Origin of the sequence: Mycobacterium senriense, assembly GCF_019668465.1 — a bacterium.
In the GTDB taxonomy this organism is placed as follows: Bacteria; Actinomycetota; Actinomycetes; order Mycobacteriales; family Mycobacteriaceae; genus Mycobacterium; species Mycobacterium senriense.
Genome location: NZ_AP024828.1, coordinates 2051654 through 2077758, shown reverse-complemented (window position 1 = coordinate 2077758; position 26105 = coordinate 2051654). Strand labels below are relative to the sequence as shown.

The 26105-nt window shown below is 65.5% G+C and carries 30 protein-coding genes and 2 pseudogenes; 11 read left to right on the top strand and 21 right to left on the bottom strand.

Annotation, left to right across the window (positions count from 1 at the left end; genetic code table 11):
- Positions 1-8: 8 nt before the first annotated feature.
- Positions 9-1592, bottom strand: coding sequence for a SulP family inorganic anion transporter (locus MTY59_RS09880; protein WP_221046362.1), 1584 nt, complete (start codon positions 1590-1592; stop codon positions 9-11).
- Between the two features lie 288 nt (positions 1593-1880).
- Positions 1881-2303, bottom strand: a complete 423-nt coding sequence (locus tag MTY59_RS09875) for a nitroreductase family deazaflavin-dependent oxidoreductase (protein WP_221045476.1) — start codon at positions 2301-2303, stop codon at positions 1881-1883.
- Positions 2304-2431: 128 nt separating this feature from the next.
- Between MTY59_RS09875 and MTY59_RS09870 the strand changes: the two genes are divergently transcribed.
- Together MTY59_RS09870 and MTY59_RS09865 are read left to right on the top strand one after the other, a co-directional pair.
- Complete coding sequence (locus MTY59_RS09870; protein ID WP_431190733.1) at positions 2432-3361, top strand: class I SAM-dependent methyltransferase; 930 nt, start codon at positions 2432-2434, stop codon at positions 3359-3361.
- 133 nt (positions 3362-3494) lie between these two features.
- The gene (locus MTY59_RS09865) at positions 3495-4184 is read left to right on the top strand and encodes a class I SAM-dependent methyltransferase (protein ID WP_221045475.1); all 690 of its coding nucleotides are present in this window, start codon (positions 3495-3497) and stop codon (positions 4182-4184) included.
- Between the two features lie 24 nt (positions 4185-4208).
- Here the strand turns inward: MTY59_RS09865 and MTY59_RS09860 are convergent, their stop codons facing one another.
- From MTY59_RS09860 to MTY59_RS09850, 3 genes are read right to left on the bottom strand one after another with little or no spacing between them, the layout of a single operon-like run.
- Entirely contained in the window at positions 4209-5903 is a 1695-nt protein-coding gene (locus tag MTY59_RS09860) for a PPE family protein (protein ID WP_221045474.1), read from the bottom strand.
- Between the two features lie 2 nt (positions 5904-5905).
- Complete coding sequence (locus MTY59_RS09855) at positions 5906-6211, bottom strand: PE family protein (protein WP_221045473.1); 306 nt, start codon at positions 6209-6211, stop codon at positions 5906-5908.
- Positions 6208-6789, bottom strand: coding sequence for a hypothetical protein (locus MTY59_RS09850; protein ID WP_221045472.1), 582 nt, complete (start codon positions 6787-6789; stop codon positions 6208-6210). Before MTY59_RS09850 ends, MTY59_RS09855 begins: the two co-directional genes overlap by 4 nt.
- 98 nt (positions 6790-6887) lie before the next feature.
- Between MTY59_RS09850 and MTY59_RS09845 the strand changes: the two genes are divergently transcribed.
- The 3 genes from MTY59_RS09845 to MTY59_RS09835 all read left to right on the top strand — a co-directional run bounded on the left by MTY59_RS09845 (position 6888) and on the right by MTY59_RS09835 (position 8353).
- On the top strand, positions 6888-7286 hold the full coding sequence (locus MTY59_RS09845) for a hypothetical protein (RefSeq protein ID WP_221046360.1): 399 nt from the start codon (positions 6888-6890) through the stop codon (positions 7284-7286).
- Positions 7283-8071 carry a hypothetical protein gene (locus MTY59_RS09840; RefSeq protein WP_221045471.1) on the top strand — a complete coding sequence of 263 codons (789 nt, stop codon included), beginning with the start codon at positions 7283-7285 and terminating at the stop codon, positions 8069-8071. The genes MTY59_RS09845 and MTY59_RS09840 overlap by 4 nt, the downstream gene beginning before the upstream one ends.
- Before the next feature lie 114 nt (positions 8072-8185).
- Positions 8186-8353: a hypothetical protein gene (locus tag MTY59_RS09835; protein ID WP_170880089.1), complete on the top strand. Its 168-nt coding sequence runs from the start codon at positions 8186-8188 to the stop codon at positions 8351-8353.
- A gap of 134 nt (positions 8354-8487) precedes the next feature.
- Here the strand turns inward: MTY59_RS09835 and MTY59_RS09830 are convergent, their stop codons facing one another.
- The 6 genes and pseudogenes from MTY59_RS09830 to MTY59_RS09805 all read right to left on the bottom strand — a co-directional run bounded on the left by MTY59_RS09830 (position 8488) and on the right by MTY59_RS09805 (position 13157).
- Positions 8488-8712 carry a hypothetical protein gene (locus tag MTY59_RS09830; protein WP_064878624.1) on the bottom strand — a complete coding sequence of 75 codons (225 nt, stop codon included), beginning with the start codon at positions 8710-8712 and terminating at the stop codon, positions 8488-8490.
- Positions 8713-8909: 197 nt separating this feature from the next.
- Positions 8910-10172 carry a TetR/AcrR family transcriptional regulator gene (locus MTY59_RS09825; protein ID WP_221045470.1) on the bottom strand — a complete coding sequence of 421 codons (1263 nt, stop codon included), beginning with the start codon at positions 10170-10172 and terminating at the stop codon, positions 8910-8912.
- A 203-nt stretch (positions 10173-10375) separates the two neighbouring features.
- Positions 10376-10885: pseudogene (locus MTY59_RS09820) on the bottom strand (GNAT family N-acetyltransferase).
- Positions 10886-10926: 41 nt separating this feature from the next.
- Positions 10927-11364, bottom strand: coding sequence for an SgcJ/EcaC family oxidoreductase (locus MTY59_RS09815; RefSeq protein WP_221045469.1), 438 nt, complete (start codon positions 11362-11364; stop codon positions 10927-10929).
- 33 nt (positions 11365-11397) lie between these two features.
- Positions 11398-12120: an esterase gene (locus MTY59_RS09810; protein ID WP_250160792.1), complete on the bottom strand. Its 723-nt coding sequence runs from the start codon at positions 12118-12120 to the stop codon at positions 11398-11400.
- A 113-nt stretch (positions 12121-12233) separates the two neighbouring features.
- Positions 12234-13157, bottom strand: coding sequence for a DMT family transporter (locus MTY59_RS09805; RefSeq protein WP_221046359.1), 924 nt, complete (start codon positions 13155-13157; stop codon positions 12234-12236).
- A gap of 169 nt (positions 13158-13326) precedes the next feature.
- On the opposite strand from MTY59_RS09805, the gene MTY59_RS09800 reads away from it, so the two are divergent.
- Positions 13327-14178, top strand: a complete 852-nt coding sequence (locus MTY59_RS09800; protein ID WP_221045467.1) for a LysR family transcriptional regulator — start codon at positions 13327-13329, stop codon at positions 14176-14178.
- Positions 14179-14410: 232 nt separating this feature from the next.
- Here MTY59_RS09800 and MTY59_RS09795 read toward each other — a convergent pair whose 3' ends face one another.
- Both MTY59_RS09795 and MTY59_RS09790 read right to left on the bottom strand, forming a co-directional pair.
- Positions 14411-16024, bottom strand: a complete 1614-nt coding sequence (locus MTY59_RS09795; protein ID WP_221045466.1) for an MFS transporter — start codon at positions 16022-16024, stop codon at positions 14411-14413.
- Positions 16025-16228: 204 nt separating this feature from the next.
- Entirely contained in the window at positions 16229-16582 is a 354-nt protein-coding gene (locus MTY59_RS09790; RefSeq protein WP_221045465.1) for a UBP-type zinc finger domain-containing protein, read from the bottom strand.
- Between the two features lie 133 nt (positions 16583-16715).
- Between MTY59_RS09790 and MTY59_RS09785 the strand changes: the two genes are divergently transcribed.
- From MTY59_RS09785 to MTY59_RS09775, 3 genes are all read left to right on the top strand, one after another.
- Positions 16716-17084, top strand: coding sequence for a nitroreductase/quinone reductase family protein (locus tag MTY59_RS09785; RefSeq protein WP_250160791.1), 369 nt, complete (start codon positions 16716-16718; stop codon positions 17082-17084).
- A gap of 93 nt (positions 17085-17177) precedes the next feature.
- The gene (locus MTY59_RS09780) at positions 17178-18074 is read left to right on the top strand and encodes an alpha/beta fold hydrolase (RefSeq protein ID WP_221046357.1); all 897 of its coding nucleotides are present in this window, start codon (positions 17178-17180) and stop codon (positions 18072-18074) included.
- A gap of 44 nt (positions 18075-18118) precedes the next feature.
- Entirely contained in the window at positions 18119-18556 is a 438-nt protein-coding gene (locus MTY59_RS09775) for a VOC family protein (RefSeq protein WP_221045464.1), read from the top strand.
- Here the strand turns inward: MTY59_RS09775 and MTY59_RS09770 are convergent.
- From MTY59_RS09770 to MTY59_RS09765, 3 genes are all read right to left on the bottom strand, one after another.
- Positions 18553-19230 carry a Crp/Fnr family transcriptional regulator gene (locus MTY59_RS09770; RefSeq protein ID WP_221045463.1) on the bottom strand — a complete coding sequence of 226 codons (678 nt, stop codon included), beginning with the start codon at positions 19228-19230 and terminating at the stop codon, positions 18553-18555. The genes MTY59_RS09775 and MTY59_RS09770 overlap by 4 nt on opposite strands.
- A 163-nt stretch (positions 19231-19393) precedes the next feature.
- Positions 19394-19525, bottom strand: coding sequence for a hypothetical protein (locus MTY59_RS27670; RefSeq protein WP_284145690.1), 132 nt, complete (start codon positions 19523-19525; stop codon positions 19394-19396).
- Positions 19526-19675: 150 nt separating this feature from the next.
- Positions 19676-21109, bottom strand: coding sequence for an FAD-dependent oxidoreductase (locus tag MTY59_RS09765; protein WP_221045462.1), 1434 nt, complete (start codon positions 21107-21109; stop codon positions 19676-19678).
- A gap of 263 nt (positions 21110-21372) precedes the next feature.
- On the opposite strand from MTY59_RS09765, the gene MTY59_RS09760 reads away from it, so the two are divergent.
- Positions 21373-22014, top strand: a complete 642-nt coding sequence (locus MTY59_RS09760; protein WP_221046356.1) for a DUF5134 domain-containing protein — start codon at positions 21373-21375, stop codon at positions 22012-22014.
- Positions 22015-22021: 7 nt separating this feature from the next.
- Here the strand turns inward: MTY59_RS09760 and MTY59_RS09755 are convergent, their stop codons facing one another.
- The 3 genes from MTY59_RS09755 to MTY59_RS09745 all read right to left on the bottom strand — a co-directional run bounded on the left by MTY59_RS09755 (position 22022) and on the right by MTY59_RS09745 (position 23613).
- Complete coding sequence (locus MTY59_RS09755) at positions 22022-22762, bottom strand: SDR family NAD(P)-dependent oxidoreductase (RefSeq protein WP_221045461.1); 741 nt, start codon at positions 22760-22762, stop codon at positions 22022-22024.
- A gap of 11 nt (positions 22763-22773) precedes the next feature.
- The gene (locus tag MTY59_RS09750) at positions 22774-23058 is read right to left on the bottom strand and encodes a hypothetical protein (RefSeq protein WP_221045460.1); all 285 of its coding nucleotides are present in this window, start codon (positions 23056-23058) and stop codon (positions 22774-22776) included.
- Between the two features lie 81 nt (positions 23059-23139).
- Positions 23140-23613 carry a GtrA family protein gene (locus tag MTY59_RS09745; protein WP_250160789.1) on the bottom strand — a complete coding sequence of 158 codons (474 nt, stop codon included), beginning with the start codon at positions 23611-23613 and terminating at the stop codon, positions 23140-23142.
- A 161-nt stretch (positions 23614-23774) separates the two neighbouring features.
- Here MTY59_RS09745 and MTY59_RS09740 point away from each other — a divergent pair, with 161 nt between their 5' ends.
- On the top strand, positions 23775-24806 hold the full coding sequence (locus MTY59_RS09740; protein ID WP_221045458.1) for a fused (3R)-hydroxyacyl-ACP dehydratase subunits HadA/HadB: 1032 nt from the start codon (positions 23775-23777) through the stop codon (positions 24804-24806).
- A gap of 36 nt (positions 24807-24842) precedes the next feature.
- Here the strand turns inward: MTY59_RS09740 and MTY59_RS09735 are convergent.
- Together MTY59_RS09735 and MTY59_RS09730 are read right to left on the bottom strand one after the other, a co-directional pair.
- Positions 24843-25052 (bottom strand): annotated as a pseudogene (locus MTY59_RS09735) (NAD(+)--rifampin ADP-ribosyltransferase); the annotation flags it as partial.
- Between the two features lie 3 nt (positions 25053-25055).
- On the bottom strand, positions 25056-25805 hold the full coding sequence (locus MTY59_RS09730; protein WP_221045457.1) for an SDR family oxidoreductase: 750 nt from the start codon (positions 25803-25805) through the stop codon (positions 25056-25058).
- Positions 25806-26105: the final 300 nt, after the last annotated feature.

Genomic DNA, 26105 nt, shown 5'->3' with positions numbered 1-26105 from the left:
CCGGGCGGTCACTTGGCCCCTGCGGCGGACAACTCCTCGACCAGACTCAGGTGCACGTTACGGCGGTTGGCCTTCGAGGACTTCCCGGCGGGGCCAACGGATTCCATGAGGCCGCTGGTGGCCAGGGCGTCAGAGTCATCCGGGTCGACCGTGTCGCGAACATGAACCTGCCCGCCGGTAGCACAGTGCCGGCGTTGCCAGTCGCTGATCGCCTGGTGCGCCGCGTGATCCAAATAATTCGTGAGCAGGTGGATGGTGACCGAAGTGCGTTCGGGTACGGACGCCAGGACTCCGGTCAGCCGGGGCAGCGCCAGGAAGGTGCACGCGCCCTCGACGACGACATGCCACCCGTCGCCAACCGGCTCGGCCTCGATCCTGGCCCGCACCACGCGCCATCCGGTCACGACGACGGCCAGCGCCAGGCCGATCATCACGCCGTGCAGCAGGTTGAGGAACACGACGCAAACCGCGGTCACCAAGTACACGGCGAGATCGCCGTTACGCAAAGCGGTTTCGATGTGTGCGGGCTTCAACAGCTCGATGCCGATGACGATGAGCAGTCCGGCAAGCGCGGCGGTGGGGATCCTTTCGACGAGTCCCGCGAAGGGTACGGCGAACAGCAGTATCCAGACGCCGTGCATGATCGTCGAGGCGCGCGTCTTGGCGCCGGCATTCACGTTGGCGGCGCTGCGCACGATGACACCTGCGATGGGAAGGCCGCCGATGACGCCCGACGCGATGTTCGCCGCGCCCTGCCCGATCAGCTCGCGGTTGAAGTCGGTTCGCGCGCCGGTGTGCATGCGATCGATCGATACCGCCGTCAGCAGGCTCTGCACGCTGGTGATCAAGGTGACGGTGATGACGGCGATGACGACAGCTCCCCAATTCCCGTGCGGGAGCGAGGGAAGCCGCAGCGCATCGAGCACTGAGCCGTCCAGCGCGATGCGGGATACGTCGAACGGGAAGATCACTGAAATGGCAGTGACCACCACGATCGCGACGAGTGGGCCGGGAATCTTGGCCACCCGGGCCGGAACCCAGCGCCAGGAGATCAGAATGGCGATCACGAGCAGGCCCAGCACTAGCCCCGGCCGATGAGCGCCGAGAATCTGAGCCGGCAGTTGGGTGACATTGCTCCAGGCCGAGCTCTTCGAGGCGCCGCCCAGCAGCACATGCACCTGTTGCAGCGCAATCGTGATGCCGATGCCGGCCAGCATCGCGTGCACCACCACCGGTGATATCGCCAGGGCGGCGCGGGCAATTCGGCTGAACCCCAACAGGACTTGTAGGATCCCGGCGATCACGGTGATGAAACATGTAATCGCCCAGCCAAACTGGGAGACGAGTTCGGCGACAACAACGGTCAGCCCGGCCGCCGGGCCACTGACCTGTAACGGCGATCCGCCGATCCATCCACCGACGACTCCCCCGACGATCGCTGCAATCAGGCCGGCGAGAACCGGCGCGTCCGAGGCGATCGCGATCCCGAGCGACAAGGGCAGCGCCACCAAGAAGACAACCAACGACGCCGGCAGATCGTATTGCAGGACCTCACGCACCCGGTCTCGTCGAGACGGAGCGCCATCCTCCATGCCCTGCGGCTCTGGCGGTTTGACGTGTTGCACTGGCCCTCCCCTGAATTGGTCATCGACGGTGGGCTTTTCGATATCCACCCGGTCACGGCATACCGTAAACGCGTAAATCCGTGCAGCGCAGGCGATTACATACCCGAACGTCATTGTTCCACGGGACATGCCTGGCCTATACGTTCGAAGGTAGGTGGGCACGTATAAGGGGTCAACCGGACGAGCCGGGTGCATATCGAATGCAAATTTTTTCGGGATTCAGCGCCGGTGCGGCGCCCACGGGACCTAGAGCGGTTACTCCAGGACGAAAACGGGGATCGGCCGCGCCGTCTTCGCCTTGTATTCCGCGTAGGGGGGAAACGCCTCAACGGCACGCTGCCACCACTGCTCGCGTTCGGTTCCCTCGAGCTCGCGAGCCGTCAACGCGAGAACCTTGTCGCCGTCTTGCAGCGTCACCGCCGGATTCGCCTTCAGGTTGAAGTACCAAACCGGATGCTCCGGGGCGCCGCCGTGCGACGCGACAATGACGTAGCGGCCATCCTTCTCGACCCGCATCAACGGGACATAGCGCTGCTTGCCGGACTTCGCCCCGGTGACGGTCAGCAGAACGATAGGCCGATCGAAAACCTCGACTCCATCGGTGGTGCCCTGACTCAAAATCTGTTCGGTCTGGTCGCGCACCCAACCCCGCGGGCTCATTTCGATCTCATCAGCCATACCTACAGCGAACACCCGAGCGCTACCGCTGCATTCCCCGGGGCTCGCCTGCACGGTCGGCGCCGCTCGGACCGGTGGCCCGCGCGCCAAGGAGTACAGTCGAGGAGTCACTTAAATACGCTAACTAAATGCGCGCAGGACGCAGGGAGGAGATCGGCGTGGGCCGCACCGAGAACGACACATGGGATCTGGCGTCCAGCGTCGGGGCCACCGCGACGGCGGTCGCCGCACAGCGGGCGATCGCGTCCCAAAGCCCGGAGCCCTTGCTGAACGACCCCTGGGCCGATCCTCTGGTCCGCGCGGTGGGCAGCGATGTGTTCATCAAGCTCCTCGACAACCAGCTTGACCGCAGCGACGATCCGCTGCTGAATCGCCAGGCCGTGAAGGAGCAGATCACGGTGCGCACCCGGTTCTTCGACGACTTCTTCATGCGGGCGACCGAATCCGGTATCCAGCAGGCCGTCATTTTGGCGTCAGGCCTGGACACGCGGGCTTACCGGTTGCCTTGGCCGGCGGGCACGGTCGTGTACGAGATCGACCAGCCCGAGGTGGTCGAATTCAAGACGCGCACCCTGGCCGATCTGGGCGCCACGCCCTCCGCGGAGCGCCGCACCGTGTCGATCGACCTGCGCGACGACTGGCCGTCGGCCCTCGCGGCGGCTGGGTTCGACGCCCACAAGCCGACCGCATGGAGCGCCGAGGGACTGCTGGTCTACCTGCCGCCCGAGGCGCAAGACCGATTGTTCGACAACATCGTCGCCGTTTCGGCGCCGGGCAGCCGGATCGCCACCGAACACATGGACCTGCGCGACATCCCCTCGGACTGGGCGCAGAAGCTGACCGAGCGGACTCAGCGCATCGGCTCCAACATCAATCTGGCCGAGTTGTTCTACACCGGCGACCGCAATCCCGCCGGCGAATACCTGGCCGCTCGCGGCTGGCGGATCGATATTCGGACAACCGAGCAGGCTTTCGCCGCCGAGGGGTTCGCGATCCCCAAGGACGAGCTGGCGTCATTCGGCGAAGCGTCCGGCTACCTGACCGCGACCCTCAAGTAGAAGCGGCCCTAACCCCAGCTTTGGCGCGCGCCGATTTCGTCCGGCAACCAGCTGCGATCCGGCGGCCCGGCAGCCGCCGCCCCCTATATCAGGCCCATTGACATGTATCAGGCACATTGATATAAACGATGTCATGACGCAACCGACTCAAGAGATGTTCGAATCCGCCTACCGGGGTGAGGCTCCCGAGATGGGCGAGGGAAACCGGCCGCCGTGGAGCATCGGTGAGCCGCAGCCAGAGATCGCGGCCCTCATCGAGGACGGCAAGTTCCACGGTGACGTGCTCGATGCCGGTTGCGGCGAGGCGGCGGTGTCGCTGTACCTCGCCGAGCGCGGCTACACCACCGTGGGTCTGGACCAGTCACCCACCGCCATCGCGCTCGCAACCGAGAAAGCCGCCCGCCGGGGCCTGACCAATGCCACCTTCGACGTCGCGGATATCAGCGCCTTCGCCGGCTACGACGGCCGCTTCGGAACCATCGTCGACAGCACCCTGTTCCACTCGATGCCCGTCGAATTGCGTGAGGGCTATCAGCAGTCCATCGTGCGGGCGGCCGCGCCGGGCGCCTCGTACTTCGTGCTCGTCTTCGACCGCGCCGCGATGCCGGCCGACGGCCCCGTCAATGCGGTCACCGAGCCCGAACTGCGCGAGGTGGTCTCGAAGTACTGGGTGATCGACGAGATCCGGCCGGCCCGCATCCACGCCAACGTGCCCGAAAACTTTCTGACGGGCTTTGAGGCCTTCGCCGGTGCCGACATTCGCGACGAGGACAACGGTCGCAAGTCCGTGGGTGCCTGGTTGCTGTCCGCGCACCTCGGCTGACCGCGCCACGGAGGGCGGGGCAGCCTACCGGCCGTCCCAGCTCTCCGGGAGCATCGGCATACGGGCGCCGTCACCGGATTCTTTGCCGGCCAACGTGATCAGGCCCGAAGCCCGCACGTCCGGTTTGGGTAGCGTGCCGGTGAAACCCTGTATCGATCCGCCGGTGTCCGAGGGGCGATACCGATCCGGCACTGTCGATGCGACCGCGACTGCTTCGTCGTCGGTCTCGATGAATTCGTAGCGGTAGCCGGGGTCGACGACCGATCGCGGACGCCGGCGGGAGCGTCCCTGCTCCTGCTCGACCGCCGCGACGCCGGCCGCCGATGCTGCCGTCTGCCCGACGGCCAGCCCGCTTCTGGCCCGGGTTTGCGCCTTCGATTCCATGCCGAGGCTGACACTGCCCACCAGGTAGCCGAAGCCCTCGGCTCCGGTCACCGGGGCCGGGGGTATGGGCGGAGTCGTCGGCGGGGTGATCGCGGAGGCTACGGGTGCAGGGGTCGACGCCACCGATGTCGTCGGTACCGCCGGGCTGGTCGGGGCCATCGGAGCCATCGCCGGAGCGGCCGACACCGCCGGCGGTTGCACGCCCACCGCGGCGGGCTGAGGCACGGCAGCGGGAGCGGGGACGCTCGCTGGGGCGGCCAACCCGGCCAACCCGGCCAGGCCCGCCAGACCGGCCAGCCCTCCCAGGCTGGTGATGGACAGGCTCAAGCCGACCTGCAGCAGCAGCGGCAGCTCCTGGAGGATGAACCGCAGCGTCCGGATGGTCCAGTTGATGATCCGGTAGGTCTGCCACGCGATGAAATAGTTGATCAGCGCCGGGAACTGGGAGGGATTGAGCAGACCCGACAGGTTCTGCTGGAGCCAGGCCACGGCCTGAGCGTTGCCGTTGAAGAAGTTCCCGAGGTTCTGCAGGTACTCCGACGGACTCCAGTTCGGCTGGCCCTGACCGGGGATCTGCTCACCGTCGGGCCCGAACAGCATTTCCCAGATCTCTTCGGGGGTGGGCAGCTGAAAGGAACCCGTACCGCCGCCACCCGCACCGGTCCCACCGCCGGTGCCGCTTCCCGCTCCGGCGCCAGTGCCCGTTCCGGTGCCCGTGCCGGTGCCAGTGCCCGTTCCGGTGCCCGTGCCTGTTCCGGTGCCAGTGCCGGTGCCCGCTCCCGTGCCCGACCCGCTTCCGGTACCGGCCTTCCCTCCGGTTCCCGATCCGGCGACGCTGCTCATTTGCACGGCTTCGGTCGTCGCCTGGTAGGTGGTCATGGTGGTGGCCGCCTGAGTCCACATCCGCGCGTAGTCGGCCTCGTTGACCGCGATCGGAATCGTGTTGACCCCAAAGAAATTCGTCGCCACCAAAGCTGCGTGGGTCGCATGATTGGCCGCCAGTTCCGGCAGAGTCGGCATTGCGGCCAGTGCGGCGGTGTATGCGGTGGCCACCCCTTGATGTTGGGCGGCCGCCTCGGCGCTCAACGCGCCGGCCAGTTGTAGCCATGCCAGATATGGCATGTGGGCGGCGACGTACCTGTCGGCGGTCGGGCCATCCCAGACCGGGACGGATCCGCTCAGCACGGCCGTCAATTCGGTTGCCGCCGAATCGTATTGGGTGCTCAACGATGTCCAGGTTGCTGCGGCCGCCAGCAGCGGGCCCGGCCCCGGGCCGCTGCTCAGCAGCGTCGAGTGCACTTCTGGCGGAAGGGCCATCCACACCGGCGCGGTCATGATCAGCCTGCGCCCAGATAGGTCGACGCGGCCGCCGTATCGCCGGCGACGTAGTTGACGCCGGCCAGACTCACCCCCAACCCGGCCCGTCCCAAGACTTCGACACCCTTGGCCGCCGCGGCCGAATGCTGGCTGCCGCGTTCGCTGAACACCGCGGCGGCCGCCAGGGATACGGGGTCGGCCGCCGGCGGAACCACCACCGAGACCACCGGGGCCGCGGCCGCATGCGCCGCCGCCAGCTGAGCGGTGATCGCGTCGACCGCCGCGCTGGTCGCGGCCAGGCCCTCGGGAATAACTCGCAGCGTCATAGCGGCCGCTCCTTGTATCGGCTTGCGTCAAAAAATGCGCCGGCCCGAACCGACGGCGGCCGACCCAGACAAAGTGCCACCACCCAGGCGAGCAGGCCGGCTACAAACCCGAAAACCAGATGCCAGCCTGCCCGCTCGAGCATCCCGTTCGATGCCCAGGCTGACAGGTTGGCTCCGGAGTGCCACGACAACATCGAACTGGCAAGCGCGACAAGGTGAATGGGCGCGGCTGCGATCGCGAGCAACCATCGGCGCACCCGCACCATAGGAAGGAAAACCACGGCATACAGCAACGCGGCGGCGGCCACATAGCGACTGCTCCACAACGGATCGCTCAACCCGTGCATCGGCAACGTCGCGATCGATGACGTCGCACCGACCGCTAGCACCGTCTCGCGCCGCGCCGTCACCAGCGCAACCGCCACCAGCATGGTCAGCCAGATCAACCCGCGGTGTCCCGGCAGGCCCAATGGAATCCGGATATCCGTGGAGGCGACGATGACGGCGACCGCTAGCAGCGGGAACGCCACCTCCCGGACGACACTCGGCGCGGCCGCCGGTCGCTGCATCACGGTCATGCGGGGATCATAAAGCGCCAGGCCCTACACTGATCCTTATTTTCGGCGTATTCACAGGATGGGATCCGTAAATGCGCAGCAATAAGCGTCTGGCTCGCATGATTGCGGTCCTGGTCCTGAGTGCTTGGCTCGTCGCGTGCGGCGGCCCGGAGACCGAGCTGCAACTCGTCGTGCAGGAGAACCACCAAGTGCTGCAACGATTCACCATTTCGCGGCTTCAGCAGCTCCCTCAGGTGGAGGTCGCGACGCGGCAATCACACGGCGCACAGGTCCAGAAAGGACCCAGCGTGCATTCGATCCTCGATGCCGCGGGCGCGACCGGCGTCATCAGGGTGCGGGTGGAGGGCCGCGATCCGGCCCAGACCCTGGCGGCGGCCGAGCTCGACGATCAGACCATTCTCGGCTTCACCAAACGCAACACACTCAAGCTCACCGGTGCAAAACTCGGCCGTGATCAGTGGGTTCGCGACGTCACTGACCTGGTGATCAATCCATGACCGGCCGTACCGCGCTGGCCGAGGTGGACCTGCTGATCGGCATCGACGACACCGACAACCCCTACACGCCCGGCACGGGTCGGCGAGCCCGGGCCCTGCTCCACGAGCTGCAAGCGGCGGGCCTCGGCTCCCCCGCGGGCGCCACGCGTCATCAGCTGCTCGTCGACGACCGCATCCCGTATACGTCCCACAACTCGAGCGCGTGCCTGGCCTGGCGGAGCCCCGACGGCGATCCGCACGCGGTGCGAACCGGGATCATCGAACTCGCCGGGCAATTCCTGGAACGGGTATGCCCTCCCGATGCCGACCCCGGGCTTGCCGTCGTCGTCCCGGGCGAACTCGCCGATGCCGCGCCACGACTGATCGAATTCGGTCGCCGCGCCAAGCGAGAAGTGTTGCATCCCAACGAAGCCCGTGAGCTCGCGGCGGCCCTGGGTATGCATCTGTCCGGACACGGCGGTACCCGCGAGGGCACGACCGGCGCATTCGCGGCAGTCGGACTGCACCTGTCCGGCAACGACGGGCTGTTCATCACTTTGCCCGGCATCCGCAAACTGCCCGACCAGGCTACCGTCGAGACGGTTTTCGCGATGGCGCCCATCGACCTCGCTCGCGACGCGATGCACCGCCGGCCCTGCTCGGGCGAGGTGATCGAACTGGGCGACTGGGTGCGTCCGGTGCTGCTCGACGGGCTGGCAGTATTGCTCCTTGAACCGCCCCGTCAGCAGGACAACGGGAGCAGAAGATGGCGAACGGCACCGCGGGCGGTGGTCAAGCAATATTGAGTTCCCCGGCGCCGTGAGCAGCGCGATCGGCACAGTCAAGATTGCCCGGGTTTCGGGGCCCGTCTTTCGGGAGATCCTGCCTAAAAGTAGAGCAGACGTTCAGAGGAGATCTCGGTGGATCAGCAAGTCAACTTCGACCCGCCCGCTGCGCCCGAGGACGCCCGGAAGGCAACCGAAGAACAGCGCAAGCTGCAGGAACAACTCGATCACCAGGACGAAGATCCAGACGGCCCCGGATTGCACCAATCTCGACACGACCTTCCCGACGAGAGCACGCGGTAGTCATCGAAAAATAGTTATTTGCAAGGTTTTTGACTCCGTTCAGCCATCGTCTGCTCGAGGTTCGGGATTGCGCCGCGGATTCTGATGGCGCCGGCCGCCGGTGGCCATGGGCCGCCGTTGCCCACACGAGCCGCCTAGGTCATGCACACGTTGGCGAAAAGCAGCACCGGCCATGAGACGATCGAGCCGAGGAACGACACCACCAGATCGGCGCCGTGCATGTCGTGCAGATGCTGGGTGTGGGTGCTCGACCAGATCACGCCGACGATCAGGTACGGGGTTCCCAGCAGTATGGCCAGACCTAGCAGTTCGGCGATGGTCAACTGATACTCCAGGAGTGTGCGAATCCTGGCGAGCATGCAACTATGTTAATGCCGGTTCACACGATTCGGTAGTGCCATCCACCGATCGGCAGCGCCCACGAACCGCGATCCATTACGGAGATACCTTGCCGGAACGAGACGTTCGACCGCCCTGGGTGCTCCAGCGAGGCGAATGTCCGACTAGCAAGTGGAGAGTTCATTCTCCGGCTGAGGCTTAGCCCCCCAAAGCCCTGTCAGTGCCGCTGCCGGCCGCCCCGGGAGCCATGACGCGCTGGCGCTGCCGGTCGTCCCAGCACCGTGACCTCCATCAGCCGGCGCACCGTGAGGCTCGCGGCCGCACTGGTGTTGGGGTAGACCAGGCGGCCGGTGTCCACCGCGAGCGCGAACGCGGCGTGCACGGCATAGCGGGCGCGGCCCAGGGTGAGCTCGGGGTTGGCCGCGACGGCGAGGCTGGCCCAGGATTCGACGGTGGAGCGCTGAATGTTGTAGAGCAGCACCGCGTCTGTGTCGGGCAGGTTGTGACGCTCGGTGTAGTACACGCAGGCCAGTTCGGGGTTGGCGAATGACCGGGTGACATAGGCCTCGATGAGTTGCGCGAGCGCCTGTTCCGGGTCGGCGTTGGTGGCCAGGATGCTGGACAGGTCGCCGGAGAGTTGGTCGGCGGCGCGCCGGTAATAGACCGCCAGGATGGCGGCCTTTCCCGGAAAGTACTGATAGATGCTGGCGACCGGTATGCCGACCACTGCGGCGATGTCTTCCATTCCGGTTTCGCGATAGCCGCGCTCATTGAACAGGCGCATCGACTCGTGCAACAGAAGCTCATAACTTCCGGCGGCGCTGGTCAGCGTCGACGACCGCGGCTGCTCGGATCCGCGACCGCGCTGGCTCGGCAACTCGGCTTGCAACACCGCCGTGGCGATATCGGCCAGCGCCGCGCGGATCTCGGCATTACCCAGGCGGGACCGGTGATCGGTGATGCTGCCGATGACACTCAGGGTGGCCGCCGACAAGATCCAGCGTTGCCGCGACGTCAATTTCGGCCGCAGCCGCATCAGCGGACGCTGCAGGCGGCGGTTGATCAGTTTGATCTGTTCGGCCAGAGCGCGCTGATCATCGCCACGCAGGTAGCGGCCCTCCCACCGATACAGTCCGCCGGCGGTGCGGTTGACGATCGTGGTGTCGATGAGCGCAGCCGTGAGCGCGTGGAGTTGTTCCTCGGGATCGCCATCGGCGGGCAAAGCGTCCGCGAAGGCCGTGGCGTCGACGAGTTGCTGCCCCAGCGCCAGGAAGACGTCGCGGAACAGGTCGTATTTGCCCTGCGAGTGGCGGTACAACGCGGCCGCGGAGATTCCCACCCGCGCCGCGATGTTCTCCATGCTGACCGCGTGATAGCCCAACTCGCTGAACGCATCGGTGGCGGCGCGGGCGATCTGGACCTTCCGGTCCTTCGGGCGCCGCCTTACCTGATCTGCGGACGAGCGGCTAGCCGACGGCATACAGATCACCGTAGCCGCAGCGGCGACTGTCCGGGCGATCGGTAGACGACCGGAATCGCGCAGCTAGCGGGCCTTCCACGCACTGCTGGGCGCAGCGTTGTACCCGTGGTCATCAGATGCCCAACTGCGTTACGCTCCGCCGAATTCCGGACGCAGCACCGAGAACACCTTGAGGCAGCGTGGTCATCGATGCGATCCTCCCGCTACCGGGTGTGCGCCGCGAGCGCTGCGTCCAGGGCCTGATCGGACAGCCGGGACCAGGGCAGCGGCTCGGGTGGGACCGGGGGCGGGTCGACCAGCCGGCGATGCCACCAGCCGACGTCCCACCATGTTTCGTGCTTGAAGCCCACGCCGTGGAAGACGCCAACCGGTGTGAATCCCAACGCCTCGTGCAGCCCTACGCTGGCGGGATTGGGTAGCGCGATCCCCGCGTAGGCGTTGATATAGCCCTGCGCGACAAGCACATTGAACAAGGCGGCGTAGAGCCGGCGGCCGTGCCCCTGGCGGTGAATCGACTCACGGGCTCGCATAGGCAAACCCCTTGACGCGCTCGTCATCGGTGACGACCAGCCACGGCAAGCGCGCGAGCGTTGTGGTGATCCTCAACCGCATCTCTTCGACATCGGGGGGCGTCACCTCGAAGGAAATTGCCGTGTCATGCACATAGGGCAGATAGATTCGGCCACCGCACCGGCATCCTGCGGTGTCGCCATTCGCGCCCTCATGACACACAACGCTAGTCGGGCGGCAATGATCAGGAAAACAATTTAGCCATCAGTGCTTCAGCGACCCGCCGGTGTGTGGTGTTCTGCGAGGCGGTGAGTTGCCAGCGGCCGTCTGTCCGAACGGCGACACTGGTGTTCACGCGGGCTCTGCGCCGATTACGCCGTCGCACCCCTTTGATCACCGACGCGTTCGCGTGGACCAGTGCGACATCGGGGGTGAGAAATCGTACTTCGGTGATGTCTATGAGCAGCCGGGTTCCTTTGAGGAGCCGTCGGAACAGCGGAACATACGACGCCGTGATCGCGTCGCGCCCCGTGTAATGGCTGCCCAGAAAGGTGATGTAGTCGGCGTCGGCGGTGAAGACGCTGGCGTAGGCCACTGGATCGCCTGCGGCCCAACCTTTTACCTGCTGATCGACGAGCGCACGAATGGCTTGTTCGTCGGCTCGCTGGTCGCCGCTTGTCATGACGCCTCCCGCAGTTGCACCACTATCGCCCGGCTAGGCGATGCCCGGGCTGATCATTGACGCGATCGCGCTGCGTGGCACCGAGACTTGCGTAGCCTCCATCGCCGGCTGCAGCGCGTTTTGGTCAAAAAAGAACACGATCGCGTCATCGGTGATCGCGAAGCTCTGGTAGTTCCCAGGCTGCAGTCCGGTGGCCGGCGGAATCGAGACGGCAGCACGGTACCGGTCGGCCAATGTCTTCTGCACGATCGGCAAGATGGTCTGCAGCGGTTGGGTTCCCGGCTGGAACAAGGAATCGAAGGCGATCGGCTGCTGATTGGCCAGGTTGTAGTTGAAGGACTTGTACCACACCAGAGGATGAGCGGCGCCGAGGTTCTGATAGACCTCGGTGACCACGGACTGGGTACCGGTCGGTTGGGGACCCGAGCTGTATCGCGTGCCGGTAACCTTCAGCGCAGTCGGCGATTTCAACGTATTCAGCGGTCCGCGGGCATTGCCGAAATCGTCGTTGACCTTGGTCAAATATCCGACCATCGCCTGTTCATCGGGATAGTTGGCCGGAAACACCATGCTGATGTCCGATAGTGGCCCCGAGGCATCGAAATGGCACATTTGATTCGCATCGACACTCGCCGGATTACACAATTGCACGTCGGCGCGGGCAATCGCAGGGCAGAATGCGGCCGCCGTCGCAAGGGCTGCCACCGTCCCCGCTACCCACCCCGATCCGATACGCTGCCCGCTGTCCGAGTTCACCACGCCTCCGTTGAATGTTCCGCAGGGTGCATTGTCACAGACCGGCTGCGGCGGATGGGCGGATGGTGGACAAGCCTATCGGCAGGAGCTCTCAGCCGGAGGCGGGCAAGATCTCAAAGCGGCGCGTCCTGCAGCTCGACCTGCGGCAGCGTGGCGGCGGGCGTGCTCGCGCTCGATGCTCGTCGCCGGCCGGATGCCCGGGTGTTGATCCAGCACGCGAGTCCGCCCAGCACCAGACCGACCGCAATGCCTTCGTCGGGACGTTGGTCCAGGATGATCCACGACAGCACTCCGGCCACCGCGGGGATGACGGCGAACTGCATCGCGACCGCCGTCGCGCCGTGGGTGTTGATGGCACGCACGTAGAGGCTCACCGCCAGGGTGGCATTCAACAACACCATGCCGCTGACCGCGATCACCGCCTTGACGCCATCGTGCACGGTAAACGGCGTGATCATCGCGAGTGCCGACGCGGGTATCAAACCAACGGCATTCTGCATCGCACTCATCGCCCGGAAGTCGACACCTTTGCAGAATCGCTGTTGATAGACACCGCCCGCCGAAAGGCCAACCAGCCCAACGACAAGCAAGGCGATGACAGGGTCGGCGCCGCGGGTGCTCATCAGCCTGTGCGAGCAGGCGGCCAGCACCGCGACGACGCCGAGCACCAGCGCAATCACGCGCAACGGACCGAGTGATTCCCGAAGGAACATCGCCGCCAGGATCGCGGTAACCACCGGGTTCATGGCGATCACCACCGCGCAGAGCACCGCCGGCGCCCCGAGCTGAACGGCCTCGTATAGGCAACAGAACTGAACGCCCTGGATCAGCAGGCCGGTCACCAAGACGTGGCCGAATTGCATTCCGCGCGGCCAGCGGGCCCTCGCCATCAGGGACCAGATCGCCAGAATCGTTGCGGCCAAACTAAACCGCAGCACCAAGGCGGCCATCGGCGTCATCGCCGTCACCGCCAGCGTGCCGATGGGATATCCGAGCGCGTAAAAGAACGTCACCGCCGTGGCGGTGGTCGCAGGCATGCGCGGCAAAGACATGACACCCATGTTCGCGTGGTCGACCGACGCAGTCCAACGATTATTGGCGATCATGATTGATCGCACAACCTTATCGGTCTTGGTACCAGGGACGATGATCCGAGTGATGAACAGGACGATTGATTAGTAACACTGATCGCATTATAGTGCTGCTATGGCCCAGGTGCTCGATATCGCTCCGCTGCGCAGCCTTGTCGCCGTCGCCGACTGCGGGGGCTTCCACCGTGCCGCCGCCGCGCTACACCTGAGCCAATCCGCGGTCAGCCAGCATCTGCGCCGGATCGAAGCTGTGGTCGGCGAACCGATAGTGCAACGCTCGGGACGCGGGGTCGTCTTCACCGAGGTCGGCCAGAAGACACTGCGGCATGCCCGTACGATATTGGCCGCGCACGACACCGCGCTCGACGACCTGGGTGCCACCGAACACAAGGTCCTGACCATCGGCGCCACCGAACACGGCGCCGATGTGATGCTGGCCGGCCTGTCCCGCGTGTTGCGGGAGCGACTCCCCGAGCTGCGCGTGCGCTTCCGGCTCGACCGCAACGTGTCGCTGGCCGACTCGATCGATCGCGGTTTGGTCGATCTGGCCATCATGCTGGACGGGGCGGGTCTGGATCGCGCCAACGCATCGGGATTGGTGCGGTTGCAATGGGTTTCAGCGCGCACGCTGACGATTTCCCCGCGAGAGCCGCTGCCGCTGGTGATCTTCGCCGAGCCGTGCACATTGCGCGAGCCGGCCTTCGCAATTCTGGAAAACCACCACATCGAGTACGAGATCGCCGCTGAGTGCGGCGATCTGTCCGGCCTCTACGCGGCGGTGCGGTCGGGGCTCGGCGTGGCACTGTTGCCGATGATCGGCAAGTTCCCCGACGGGCTCAGCCCGGCCGAGGGGCTGCCGTCCGCCAACAGCGCCTCGATACTGGTTCGCGGTCGTACCGGCGTCGACCCCGACCTGTTGGGCACCGTCGACAGCGCGGTACGCGACTTACTGGCCGCCGCAGCCTGATCCGCCAGGCCCGGCGTCGAACCGATTCGAACCGATTTCACCGCTTCCTGACGTCGCGGCCACCGTCCGGGGTCTGCACGGCCGGAAGAATCAGCGTATCGATACTCGCATCGTGGCCTGAGAAATGCCGAAGGCGGACGCCGCATTCTCGGCGTGCGGTGCCTAAATTGCCTGCCACCAATGGTTTCCGTCGTTCAACCGGTTCCCCGACTCCGCAGCGCCGCTAAAGTCATCATCGGCGCAGGCGCAGCGCGAGATAGTACTCGTGCCGTCGCGTGCGGTCGACGGTATAGCCGATCGCCCTGGTGACGCCATCGGTGTCGTATTCCAGCCAACGCTCGGTGCGCTGGCGCTCAAATTCGGTCCAGGACGGGACCGTGAATCTCTCGAGGAACGTATCCGGTTGTCCGACACTGTGATACAGGCGCCAACTGTGGCCGCCGGTGCGTAGTCGCGACTGTCTGACTGCGCGCATCGCATCGGTGAAATCGTCGAGATTCCCGGGCGGAACCTGGTAGCGAACGGTGACCAGTACCGGCCCGTCCGCGGGAGATGGTTCGAACACGAGTGTGGGCGACGGCCAGGCGCTGGAAACGTCGACGCTCAGCGTCCCGGTGCAGGGCAGCAACGGCAGGACGAACACGCTGAGGGCAACAACGCCGAGCACCACCGCCGACCCGATCAGCGCAATGTGCAACCCAGCCCGCGTGGCCACCGCACCCCAGACGTAGGAGCCGATCGCCTGAGATCCCGTCGCGAAAAGCAGATATAACGCCAGGCCCCTAGCGCGCACCCAGCGTGGCAACGAGAGCTGGGCCGCGGCGTTCAGCGTCGTCAAGGTGATCAGCCACGACATGCCGGACAGCACCAAAATAGGTGTGGCCACGACGAACGGTAGCCAGGCCACCGCCAGTGGCGCCAACCCGTATACGGCCGCGGAGCCGGCGAGCAGCACGTTGTCGGAAAACCTCCGGTGTAATCGTGAGGCAAACGCCACGGAAAGCACGGCCCCCATGCCGATCGCCGCAAGCGCCATGCCGTAGCCGCCGGCACCCAGGTGCCATCGGTGTGCCGCGGCGACCGGCAACAGAGCCAGCACGGCCGACGCCGGGAAAAGGAAAAGGACTGCGCGCAACAGGATCCTGCGGAAAATGGGGCCATTGTTGACAAAGAGCAGTCCGGTCAGGATGGCGTGGCCGAAATGCTCTCGCTCCAGCGGGGCGAATTGCTTCGGTCGTTTCCACGCCACCAGGGCGACGATGATTCCCGCGAATGACAGGGCGTTGATCGCGAAGGCTGCCGCGGGTCCGGATAAGGCGACCACGACACCACCGATAGCCGGTCCGATCGCTCGGGCGGCATTGCCCGCGACGCTGCCCAGGGTCGAGGCGGCCGGTATCTGTTCGCGTGGGACGACCTCGGGCTGGATGGCCTGCCAGGCCGGCCCGGCCAGTGCGGACGCGCAGCCGATGGCCACGGTGAACATCAGCAACGACGTGGGGGTCATCCGGCCCAGGTAGGTCAGGACCGCCAACGCCAGGGCCACCAGCACCGCGTAGGACTGCAGCACAAACAGCAACCGCCGGCGGTCGAACAGATCGGCCAGTACGCCCGCGAACAGGCCCAATACAAGTGTCGGTCCGAGGCTTGCGGTCTGGACCAGTGCCACGATGACATCGCTGCTGTGCTTTTCCACCAGGAACCATTGGGCCGCAACACTTTGCATCCACGTGCCGACGTTGGAGGCCAGCTGTGCGATGAACAGGCTGCGGTACACGCGGTTGCGAAGGGGTGCCCAGGCCGACGGCTGATCGGCACCGGCACGTTCTCGATCCTGGATCACCATTGAATCGGCTGCGGGCGATCACCATGCCGGGACCGCACACGACCAGGCTGATCGGCGATGACGTACACGATGAAATGGGGGAATACCAACGGCGAGCCGTGATCGATCGCTGGCATCGGAGAACGCCTTTCGCGTGGTATCGGGATTAGCAGCTTAAACCGGGATCAACGCACCCGCCACGCAAGGCTTTCCGGGACCAGCGCGTCAGCCGTCTCGATGGCGGAGCAGCTCGAACCAGTTATGCGGGACGCGCCCGCGTGGCCCGGGGACCGACTGGGCCTCGGGACGGCACTGGGGTGGCGCCAGCTCCGGGCCGTCGTAATAGTCGTTGGCCTCGTAGTTCCAGAACCAGTCCTCACCGGGCTCGAACGACCGGATGATCGGATGCCCGGTCTGCTGCCAGTGCTTGGTCGCATGACGAGACAGCGAGTCGTCGCAGCAACCGATGTGCCCGCAAGCGGCGCAGCGCCGTAAATGCACCCACCAACCACCGACCTCATCGCACTCGACGCAGCCCATACCGCTGGGCGGCACCGAAGGATCGACAGGAGCAGTCATCAGCGCCCCCTTCCTCGTTTATGGCAGCCGCTGGAGCATCTGCGCGGGATGCTACCTCGATGGGTAACGGGGCGACATCACGTCGAATTCCAACGGTCGACCGCTCGCCGGTATTTGCTGCGATACTTTCAACGTGAGTCCCAACAACCTTGGCCGCCTCCTGATGCGAGCCGCGCCTGTTTTCAATGCGCCGATAGCCGCTCTGGCCAACTCGCGCCGCTTCGGCCGGCTGATCAATCGCAACATCACGATGCTGACCTACACGGGGCGACGGTCCGGACGCACGTACAGCATCCCGGTCGCCTACCGCCGTTCCGGTGGCGACATCGTCATCAGCGTCAACATGCCTGACGTGAAGACCTGGTGGCGGAACTTCCTCGACGCCGGTGGGCCCCTGACATTGCGGCTTGACGATACCGAGCACGCCGGTCACGCCGTCGCCACGCGGGACGCAAAGGGAGCGGTAACCGTCACGGTGCGGCTGGCCGAGACGAATTCGTGAATTTCGTACTCCCCGTCCGGGCGACCCGCTCTTGGCCACCTCGAGCGAAACCTGAATCTAGACAAAGCGTTTGAATCCTCAGGAGGTTGGAAACTGTTTTCCCGCTCGCGCCTGGTACCTGTTACACCATCCTGGTTCACCACAGCGCTCGATCAAAAACCGGACCACTGCGATGTCGACGTTGACGGTTGCCGCATCCACCTGCGCGTCTGGGGCGATGCGGACCAACCTCCGGTGGTGCTCGTCCACGGTGGCGGAGCGCATTCAGGGTGGTGGGATCACGTCGCGCCGTTCTTTTCCCGTACCCATCGGGTGATCGCGCCGGATCTGTCCGGGCACGGTGACAGCGAAGCGCGTGGCAGTTACGACCTGCAAATCTGGGCGAGCGAAGTGATGGCGGCGGCGGCAGCCGCCGGCCCCGCCGGACGGCCGACGATCATCGGCCACAGCATGGGCGGCTGGGTGGTGTCCACGGCGGCGATGCACTACAGCCAGCAGATCAACAGCATGCTGGTGATCGACTCGCCGTTGTGGGAGCGTGCGCCGGAGGAAGGGCGACTACGCAGGCGCAAACACAACCACTACCGGACGAAAGATGAGATCCTGGCCCGCTTTACGGCCGTGCCCTCGCAGGAGCTGATCCTGCCCTACGTCCGAGAGCACATCGCGGGCGAGTCGGTGCGCAGGACCGACGAAGGATGGATTTGGAAGTTCGACCCGGCGATCTTCGGCGGTGAGTTCTTCGAACCGACGCCCGCCGACGAGGAGTCGTTAGAGACCATGCTGGCCGCGATGCGTTGCCGCGTGGGGTATTTGCGCTGCGAAGCCGGATTGGTGCCGCCCGAGATGGCCGAACGGATCCGTTCCCTGCTTCAGCTCCGTGGCCCGTTCGTGGAGCTGGCCCTGGCCGGCCACCATCCCATGCTGGACCAACCGCTCCCCCTGGTGGCGACGTTGCGGACCCTGTTGGAGTTCTGGTCGATCACCTAGGGCGTGAACTGGGCTACGCGTTCGAGAAAGGGCCAGATGCTGAGATGCCGAGTGTCGGTTCGTGGCCGGCGGCGATGCCTGCCGTTCAGGTGCGGGTTGCCCGCCCCACCGCCCGGCTGGAGCGAATGGCCGAGTTCTACAGGGGCGTATTGTGTTTGCCTCAGCTGCATTTCGCGGATGACGGCGAATGGGCGGTCGTCATGTTCGGCCTGCCCGGCGATCAATACAACATCGAATACGTGGCCCATCGCGACGGCATCGACGGAACCGCGCCCACGCGGGAGAACCTGCTGGTGTTCTACTTCGACTCGGCTGACGCGCAGCAGGCTGTCGCGACCAGGTGCCGCGGCGCGGGAGCCGAGGAGGTCGCGCTCGACAACCCGTGGTGGGGTCGCAACGGTGCGATCGCGTTTCTCGACCCGGACGGCTGGACGATCGTCCTGATGCCGGCGCCCGTCCCCTTGGGTCACGTGGGGCGTTAAGCCCTTGCGCGGCGGGCCAACTTCGCGGGTTGGTCGATGATGAGGGCCCTGCCCTGTTGCCGGATCCATCCGCGTTGGGTGAAGTCCGATAGCGCCTTATTGACCGTTTCCCGCGAGGACCCCACGAGTTGCGCGAGTTCCTTCTGCGTGAGGTGGTGCTCGACCAGCACCGAGCCCCCATTGCTGGTACCGAATCGCATTGCCAGATCAAGGATTTGCTTGGCCACCCGGGCGGGGACGTCGGTGAAGATCAGGTCGCACAGCGTGTTGTTGGTGTGTCGGAGTCGGCGTGCCAACACCCGTAACAGCTGCTCGGCGATTTCGGGGCGTTCGAGGATCCAGGTACGCAATGCGTGCCGGTCCATCCGCACGGCTTCCACCTCGGTCAAGGTGATCACCGTCGAGGTTCGCGGGCCTGGGTCGAACAGCGCAAGCTCACCGAACACGTCCCCGGGGCCCAGCACCGCGAAGACGGTTTCGCGACCGTCGGTCGTCTGATGACTGATCTTCACTGAGCCCGACAGGATGACGTAGAGGTCGTCACCGAGCTCGCCCTCGACGAAGACGGTTCGCCTGCGCGGGAACGATACGTGCTGCAGGTGGCGAGCCAACGCATCGACCGCATCGGGAGCGATCCCCTGGAAGATGCCGGCTCGCGCCAATACCTCTTTCACGCCGCCCCTTTCAACGCGTTTCGCACGGCGTTGCGCGCACTAGGCGCTGCTCCGGAGTGGGGGCGTCTTGGCTCGCGGTCCAGACCTTACACGAGGGTGCGGTTCCGTAACGTGGCAGGTCGCGCCCGCCGCCTCAGCGTGGAATGAGAGGTGGATGAGCCATTCAGGCGGCCGGCGTGGTGACCGACGACGCGATGGTCACCTCGGAGTACAGGTTCCCGCACGCATCGCAATGCACCTGATACTCGAGCTTGTCGTCATCGCGCTCAAGAAACCGGTACTGCGCCCACGCCATGCAACGGGGGCACCGTGCACGACCGTGCTCGACTGCCATTCGCCAACCCCTTAACTCGCCACAGACACACTGGAGGTACCCAGTGCGAAGCCGGGCTAATCATCGGGTGATCGGCGTCCCACGGCAGCCGCGTCCGCGGGCGTTCGGCGGCTAGTAGTTCAGCCCCGAGTACATGACGCGGCCGGGATCGTATTTCTGCCGTACGGCGCTCAGCCGGGACAGGTTTGGGCCGAAATATCGCGACGGCGGCTGGTTCGCCTCGATGTAATTCACATAGCCGCCGACCGAATACTGTTGCACCGCTTGGTGTGCCGTGTTGAGCCAGTTGGTCGCGGCCGCGGGATCGCCCGTCTCCACGTACCACTGCACCAGCGCCGACTGCCGGCGCCATGGAAAGGCGGTGGCGCCGGGCGCCACCGTGGCGAGGGCGCCGTCCATCGCGTGCATGATGGCCAGCATCCGGCCGGCACCGCGGGGAAAGGCATTGACCGCCGCGGCGATCCCCTGCGCCACCCCCGCGTTGACGGTGGCGAAGACGTCGGACCCTCCGACGTACCCCAGCGGTGAGGGGTTGAGGTTGCCGACGGCCAGATAATTCACCAGGTCCATGTAGTTGAAGGTGTGGTTCTCGGTACCCGATGGCTGCAGTCCCACCGCCTGGGTGATCGCGGCCGCAGCGCTGTTACCCGACCCGGCCGGACAGGTCGCCAGGATCCGGCAATGCACGCCCATCGGGTCGACGGTGGCGTCCGCCAGCGCCCAGCTGCTGCGGTCGGCGGTGCGAAGCCAGTTCTGCCACCCGACGAGGACCTGCGCGAACGACTGTGGCGGGAAGTTGAGGTTGACGACGTCGACGTCCTTGGTGGGGAACGTGGCGAAGGTCAGCGAGGTCGTCACGCCGAAGTTGCCGCCACCGCCACCGCGCAGTGCCCAGAACAGGTCCGGGTTGCTGGCGGCGGACGCGGTGACCGCCTGGCCACTGGGCAGCACCACCGACGCCGACGTCAACTGATCGCAGAGCAGGCCGGCGTGCCGGGATTGGGCTCCCATGCCGCCGCCGAGCGCGTGTCCCGCGGCGCCGACCGACGGGCATGTACCGGTTGGGATGCCGCGGCCGGCCGCGGCCAGCGTCCGGTGCATCGTGTACAGGCTCGTCGCCGGCGTCACCGTCACCTGTCCGGTGGCGGCGTCGTAATTGGCGTCCCCGGGCAGTTGTCGCAGGTCCAGCACCATGGCGCCGTTGGCGGTCGACGCGCCGATGTAGGAGTGTCCGCCGCTGCGCGGGGCGACCTTGAGGTTGTGCGCGGCGGCGAAGGCCATCGCCTTTTGGACGTCGGCCGCCGACGTCGGGGTGACTACCGCCGCGGGTGTCAGCCCGTTGTAGTTGGTATTGAAAACCTGCTTGGCTCCGGCGAATTGAGGACTGTCGGGAAGGAGTACCTTCCCGCCGAGGGCAGTGGATAGACCCTCCCAACCGGTAGCCCTGGGATCGGCGGCGACCCGGGGTGCGCCGAGGACCGCTCCGGTAGCCAACGCGCCGACGGCGCCCCGCAGAAACGTCTGCCGCGAGAACTCACGCGCCATCGTCGGACTCCCGCGATTGCGTCATGCCCCGAATTGTCAGTCACGTGATGCGTGGTGCCGCACGACGTGTCGGGAGGTGATTGAAACGTGCCCGAACCGTTACCGCACCCCCGCTGCGCGGGCTGGGCTGCCGGCTCCTCGCCGACACCCTCGACTATGGTTGGCTCAAATACCCCGTAGGGGTACGGTGGCGCCATGGGCGCGGCATGGGTTCGGGGCTGGGTGGGGCAGACGATATTCGTCAGGTCACGATGTTGCAGGCCATGATCGGCGAACCGGGGCTGCGCTGGGCTGTCACCGTTCTGTTCGGCATGAGCATCGCCATGTACGCGTACCTCACTGTTGCACAACATGATCGGTGGACGGGCCGGCTGACTCACCTGCTGCATCTGACGATGTCGGTGGCGATGGTCTTGATGGTGTGGCGCGTTGGGCTTGACCTGCCGGCAATCGGTCCGGCGCTCTTTTTTCTGGTGGCCGGCCTTTGGTTTGTGGGCGTTGCGGTCTGGGCATCTCCGGCATCACGTCAGCGACTGAAAACCTGCTACTACGCGGTGATGATGGCGGCGATGGCGTGGATGTACGCGCTGATGAGCGGGGCCGTGCGGGGCGTTTCCATACTCCCGCACTCACAACCGGATTCGCCGGTCATGGACATGCCCGGCATGAAGCTGCCCTCACACGACATGCCCCCGGCCACGACCGCCATCTCCTGGGTCTCCGCGGCGAACTGCATCGGGGTGGCGGCGTTCGCCGCCGTGGCCCTGTACTGGTCCTACCGGTTCGTCGGCGAACGCCGGATGCACCGGGTGCCGACCACCGCGCGAGTGGTGTGGTGGGAACCGCTGTATCAGGCGTCCACCGCCGCCGGCACCGCGCTCATGTTCGACGCGCTCGTCTGGTAGCGATCTGCTAGCCGGCGCCCTTGCCGTTGTCGACGCGATAGACGGCGCCGTGGACCGCGGCCGCGGCATCGCTGGCGAGGAAGGCGATCACGTTGGCGACATCAAGGGGCTGCATCATGCCGCGTGGTGAGGCTGTGCGCATGATCAGGTCGTAGTTGGGATCCTCTGGCGCGCTGAACTGTTCGATCTGCGGCGTGAGCATGCCGCCGGGGCATACCGCGTTGACGCGCAACCGATCCGCGGTGTATTCCACCGCCAAAGCACGGGTGAGACCGATCAGGCCGTGCTTGGCGGCACAGTAGCCGGCCGAATACGCCTGCCCCTCGACACCGGCGATGGAGCTGACGTTGACGATGTTCCCGCCGCGCTCCAGCAGATGCGGCAGCGCGGCCCTGCACAGGTAGAACGGCCCATTGAGGTTCACCGCGAGGTCTTGTTCCCAATCGTCGTCGGTCATCGACTCCGTCCGGCGCATCTGGTGGCGCCCCGCGACATTGACGAGGACGTCCAGGCCGCCGAAGTCACGGACGCAGTGCTCGACCGCATCCCGGCAAGCCCGCACCGATCCGATGTCCACCGACGCGAATCCGCCGCGTTCGACGCCGGCGAACACATCGCGCAAGCGGTCGACATCGCGACCTACACCGAAAACCGTTGCGCCCTCGCGGGAAAACAACTTCGCCGTTTCGGCGCCCAGGCCCGACGATGCTCCGGTCACCAGAGCGACTTTGTCCTGCAATGCAGCCATGCCAATGCACACTAATAGGACCGCACACGCACCGCACGGCCGCGGCGAAATTGGGGCGGCGCAACGACTCTCAGCCCGTATCTGGCGGCCACGTCGGCGACGATGCGCTCGGCCCGGAAGCGCTGCTGGATCCGGCGCGCGGTGATCATCGCGAGCAGGTTGATGGCCTGCCTGCCCAGAGCGATCCGGCTCGTTCGCTTTCTCCAGCTCGTCGGCGTCGAGGCCGCGCGCCGCCCGAAGTAGTAGCCGGTGCAGGCAGCTGTCGCGAGTGCGGCGATGACCGCGATTAGCGTCACGTGTCGAGCGTCCTTCGTCGCCGTCGCGGTCAGGTCACGCGCGGGCCACACCTCGGCCAACAAGTGCGGCCGGCGCGCAGTTCAGCGGCGGAACACCACCCACCGCATCGCGCTGTACATGTACACCGCTTCACACATGCCCGCCGCAAGCCGCGACAGCTGATACTGCACTCCAATGGCAGCCAGCGCGGTGGTCATCCCGAGGATGAAGGCCGAGTAATTGACGACGACCACCACGACGTAGGTCATTACCTGCGGCCCGACCGGTGCGTGGGACCGGAAATTGAACGTGCGATTGAGCACGTAGCTGAGCGCGAACGCGCAGACGTAGGCAGCCGTGACCGCGATCGGCACCGGGAGGCCGAGCACGCCACGCAGACCCGTGAGGATCGTCAGATCAACGCCGAAGGTGAAGCCGTTGATCACACAAAAGCCCACAAACGTCGGTGCGACGAGCGCCCCCACCCCGAACGGCAACCGCCCGACGAACGCCTCACACCAGGTATGGAACCGGCCGGCCAGGCGTGATTGGCCGGTCGACGGTTCCGCTCGCACATGAGCACGGTGACATGACCAGGTATCCGCCACGTGATCAACCGGCCAACGCTGCGTTCTTTGCATTGTCCCGTTCGCCGGCGCCGACACCCTACGATGCCCGCGCTAGTGTGCTCTGGTCCGTCTCGCGTGACCACCTCGCTAGGAAGTTGAACAAATTCATGGCCGCAGCAGCAGAAACGTCAACGCTCGAATCACGCGTCGGCCACTACTACCAACTTGACGGCATCTACCGGGTCGCCAGCGAGAAGGTGCGCGAGTACGCCCGCGCAGTGCAGGACTACCATCCCGCGCACTGGGATGTCGCCGCCGCCGCGAAGCTGGGGTATTCGGGCCTGGTGGCCCCGCTGACGTTCACGTCGATCCCCGGCATGGTCGCCAATCGGCATTTGTTCGAATCGGTGGTCGTCGGTTACGACATGTATCTGCAGACCGAAGAAGTCTTCGAGCAGCACCGGCCGATCGTGGCGGGCGACGAACTGCACACGGACGTCGAGCTGTCATCGGTGCGCAGAATCGCGGGCAGGGATCTGATCACCGTAACCAACACCTTTACGGACTCTGCCGGCGAGCGGGTGCACACCATGCACACCACCGTCGTCGGAGTCACGGCTGAGGACGTCGATCCGGCGATGCTGAAGGCCGCGGAGAACGTGGTGATGCATGACGTGAACCTCACCGGTATCGACACCTCCGAGGCGGCCTACCGCAAGACCGTCCGCCCCGCGGGCGAGGTTCGGATCGCCCAAGGAGGCGCGGACCGCATCCCCGGGACGCCCTCCTTCGATGACCTGAAGGTCGGCGACGAGCTACCGGTGCACCATGCCCGGCTGTCCCGCGGCGACCTGGTGAACTACGCCGGCGTGGCCGGTGACGCCAATCCGCTGCACTGGGATGAGAACGTCGCCAAGCTGGCAAGGCAGCCCGACGTGATCGCTCACGGAATGCTCACCATGGGTTTGGGTGCCGGATTCGCCTCCGCATGGTCGGGTGACCCCGGCGCGGTTACCCGCTACGCGGTGCGGTTGTCCCAGCCCGCGATCGTGTCGGCCACCGGAGGTGCGGACATCGAATACAGCGGCCGGATCAAATCGCTGGACCCGGCAACCCGCAGCGGTGTCATCATCGTCGCCGCGAAATCCAACGGCCGAAAGATCTTCGGCTTGGCGACGTTGAACGTCCGCTTCAGCTGACTTGCGGATGACGCTCAAAACGAGTTTGTGACAAGCGTTTGAGCAACAACCCAGTCGCGTACAGAGCCCGCGCGTCTGTCGAGCTGCAGCGAAGGGATCGTCCTCGAGTACGCCCAACGGTTCCACGACGTATATGCGACCCGGGCCGTGGGCCAGCGCAGCTCCCCGCACGGCGGCATCCAATGTCCGCGCCACATAGACTTGGTTTGGCATCCGCATTTCGTCATACTGCAGCGACTTCGCCAAGCGTTACGCAAAGCGCTTGATCAGCGGCAGCGGCAGTACCCGCATGAGTTGCACCATCGGCCCCCAGGGCCACCAGGGCACCGCCGCCCGTCCCGGCTCGCGCTCGATCGCCGAAACCAATGACTTGACCCCAGTCTCGTTGTCCACCATCAACATTGTGCTCTGCGACTTGGCGGTCATCTCCGACTCGATATAACCGGGCTCTATCACCGAAACCTTAATCGGCCCACGCGCATACTCGACGCGCAACGCTTCGCCCAACGAACTCAACCCAGCCTTGCTGGCCGCGTAAGACGCCTTCACGCCCGGCACTCCCCTGACGCCGAGCACCGAGGAAATCAACACCAGGTGCCCCGATCCTTGCTCATGAAACATCTGCAGCGCAGTCTCGATCTGCACCAGCGCCGCCACCAAGTTGGTCTCGAGAGTCGCCTTGTTGGCCCACAGTTTGCCCGACCCCAGGCGTGCACCCTTGCCGATGCCGGCGTTGACGATCACCCGGTCGATGCCGCCGAGTGCATCCGACAGCTCCTCGAACACCTTCGGCACCTGCTCGTGATCGTTGACGTCCAACGCCGCGATGGCAACTCTTACATCAGAATGTTGTTGCACGAGTTCATCTTTGAGATGAGCGAGCCGGTCGGTACGCCGAGCGCACAGTGCCAGGTCGCGTCCCTTGGCCGCAAACGCGTGGGCCATACCGGCACCCAGGCCGGAACTCGCACCGGTGATAAGGATCTTCTGCCGAGTCACATCCGTAGTATAACCTCTTGAGCGAAAACGACTTTGGTCGGTTTGCTGATACTTTGATTGTCGGCGGCTGCCATTGCAGCTTCAGGCGAGGTCACTCATGAGCTCTTCTCCTCGGGAGCCGGACCTGCGGCGTATCGCTTCGCCGTCTGGCTTTACGTCCAGTGCGAGCGAGATGCGATCCCACGTCCAATCCATTGAGCGAGCCTCCCGCACGGCAACTTCGGTCGCCGTCTGCGCCGCACGACGGGCTTCAACGCCGTTGATCAGCATATGCATTGCCGTAGCGGGGGCAACGTCACC

Excerpts from the sequence above, each read along its gene's own strand:
- MTY59_RS09880 (WP_221046362.1), bottom strand. The coding sequence starts at position 1,592 with ATGGAGGATGGCGCTCCGTCTCGACGAGACCGGGTGCGTGAGGTCCTG.
- MTY59_RS09875 (WP_221045476.1), bottom strand. The coding sequence starts at position 2,303 with ATGGCTGATGAGATCGAAATGAGCCCGCGGGGTTGGGTGCGCGACCAG.
- MTY59_RS09870 (WP_431190733.1), top strand. The coding sequence starts at position 2,432 with ATGCGCGCAGGACGCAGGGAGGAGATCGGCGTGGGCCGCACCGAGAAC.
- MTY59_RS09865 (WP_221045475.1), top strand. The coding sequence starts at position 3,495 with ATGACGCAACCGACTCAAGAGATGTTCGAATCCGCCTACCGGGGTGAG.
- MTY59_RS09860 (WP_221045474.1), bottom strand. The coding sequence starts at position 5,903 with ATGACCGCGCCGGTGTGGATGGCCCTTCCGCCAGAAGTGCACTCGACG.
- MTY59_RS09855 (WP_221045473.1), bottom strand. The coding sequence starts at position 6,211 with ATGACGCTGCGAGTTATTCCCGAGGGCCTGGCCGCGACCAGCGCGGCG.
- MTY59_RS09850 (WP_221045472.1), bottom strand. The coding sequence starts at position 6,789 with ATGACCGTGATGCAGCGACCGGCGGCCGCGCCGAGTGTCGTCCGGGAG.
- MTY59_RS09845 (WP_221046360.1), top strand. The coding sequence starts at position 6,888 with ATGATTGCGGTCCTGGTCCTGAGTGCTTGGCTCGTCGCGTGCGGCGGC.
- MTY59_RS09840 (WP_221045471.1), top strand. The coding sequence starts at position 7,283 with ATGACCGGCCGTACCGCGCTGGCCGAGGTGGACCTGCTGATCGGCATC.
- MTY59_RS09830 (WP_064878624.1), bottom strand. The coding sequence starts at position 8,712 with ATGCTCGCCAGGATTCGCACACTCCTGGAGTATCAGTTGACCATCGCC.
- MTY59_RS09825 (WP_221045470.1), bottom strand. The coding sequence starts at position 10,172 with ATGCCGTCGGCTAGCCGCTCGTCCGCAGATCAGGTAAGGCGGCGCCCG.
- MTY59_RS09815 (WP_221045469.1), bottom strand. The coding sequence starts at position 11,364 with ATGACAAGCGGCGACCAGCGAGCCGACGAACAAGCCATTCGTGCGCTC.
- MTY59_RS09805 (WP_221046359.1), bottom strand. The coding sequence starts at position 13,157 with ATGCCTGCGACCACCGCCACGGCGGTGACGTTCTTTTACGCGCTCGGA.
- MTY59_RS09800 (WP_221045467.1), top strand. The coding sequence starts at position 13,327 with ATGGCCCAGGTGCTCGATATCGCTCCGCTGCGCAGCCTTGTCGCCGTC.
- MTY59_RS09795 (WP_221045466.1), bottom strand. The coding sequence starts at position 16,024 with ATGGTGATCCAGGATCGAGAACGTGCCGGTGCCGATCAGCCGTCGGCC.
- MTY59_RS09790 (WP_221045465.1), bottom strand. The coding sequence starts at position 16,582 with ATGACTGCTCCTGTCGATCCTTCGGTGCCGCCCAGCGGTATGGGCTGC.
- MTY59_RS09775 (WP_221045464.1), top strand. The coding sequence starts at position 18,119 with ATGCCGAGTGTCGGTTCGTGGCCGGCGGCGATGCCTGCCGTTCAGGTG.
- MTY59_RS27670 (WP_284145690.1), bottom strand. The coding sequence starts at position 19,525 with ATGGCGTGGGCGCAGTACCGGTTTCTTGAGCGCGATGACGACAAGCTC.
- MTY59_RS09765 (WP_221045462.1), bottom strand. The coding sequence starts at position 21,109 with ATGGCGCGTGAGTTCTCGCGGCAGACGTTTCTGCGGGGCGCCGTCGGC.
- MTY59_RS09760 (WP_221046356.1), top strand. The coding sequence starts at position 21,373 with ATGATCGGCGAACCGGGGCTGCGCTGGGCTGTCACCGTTCTGTTCGGC.
- MTY59_RS09755 (WP_221045461.1), bottom strand. The coding sequence starts at position 22,762 with ATGGCTGCATTGCAGGACAAAGTCGCTCTGGTGACCGGAGCATCGTCG.
- MTY59_RS09740 (WP_221045458.1), top strand. The coding sequence starts at position 23,775 with ATGGCCGCAGCAGCAGAAACGTCAACGCTCGAATCACGCGTCGGCCAC.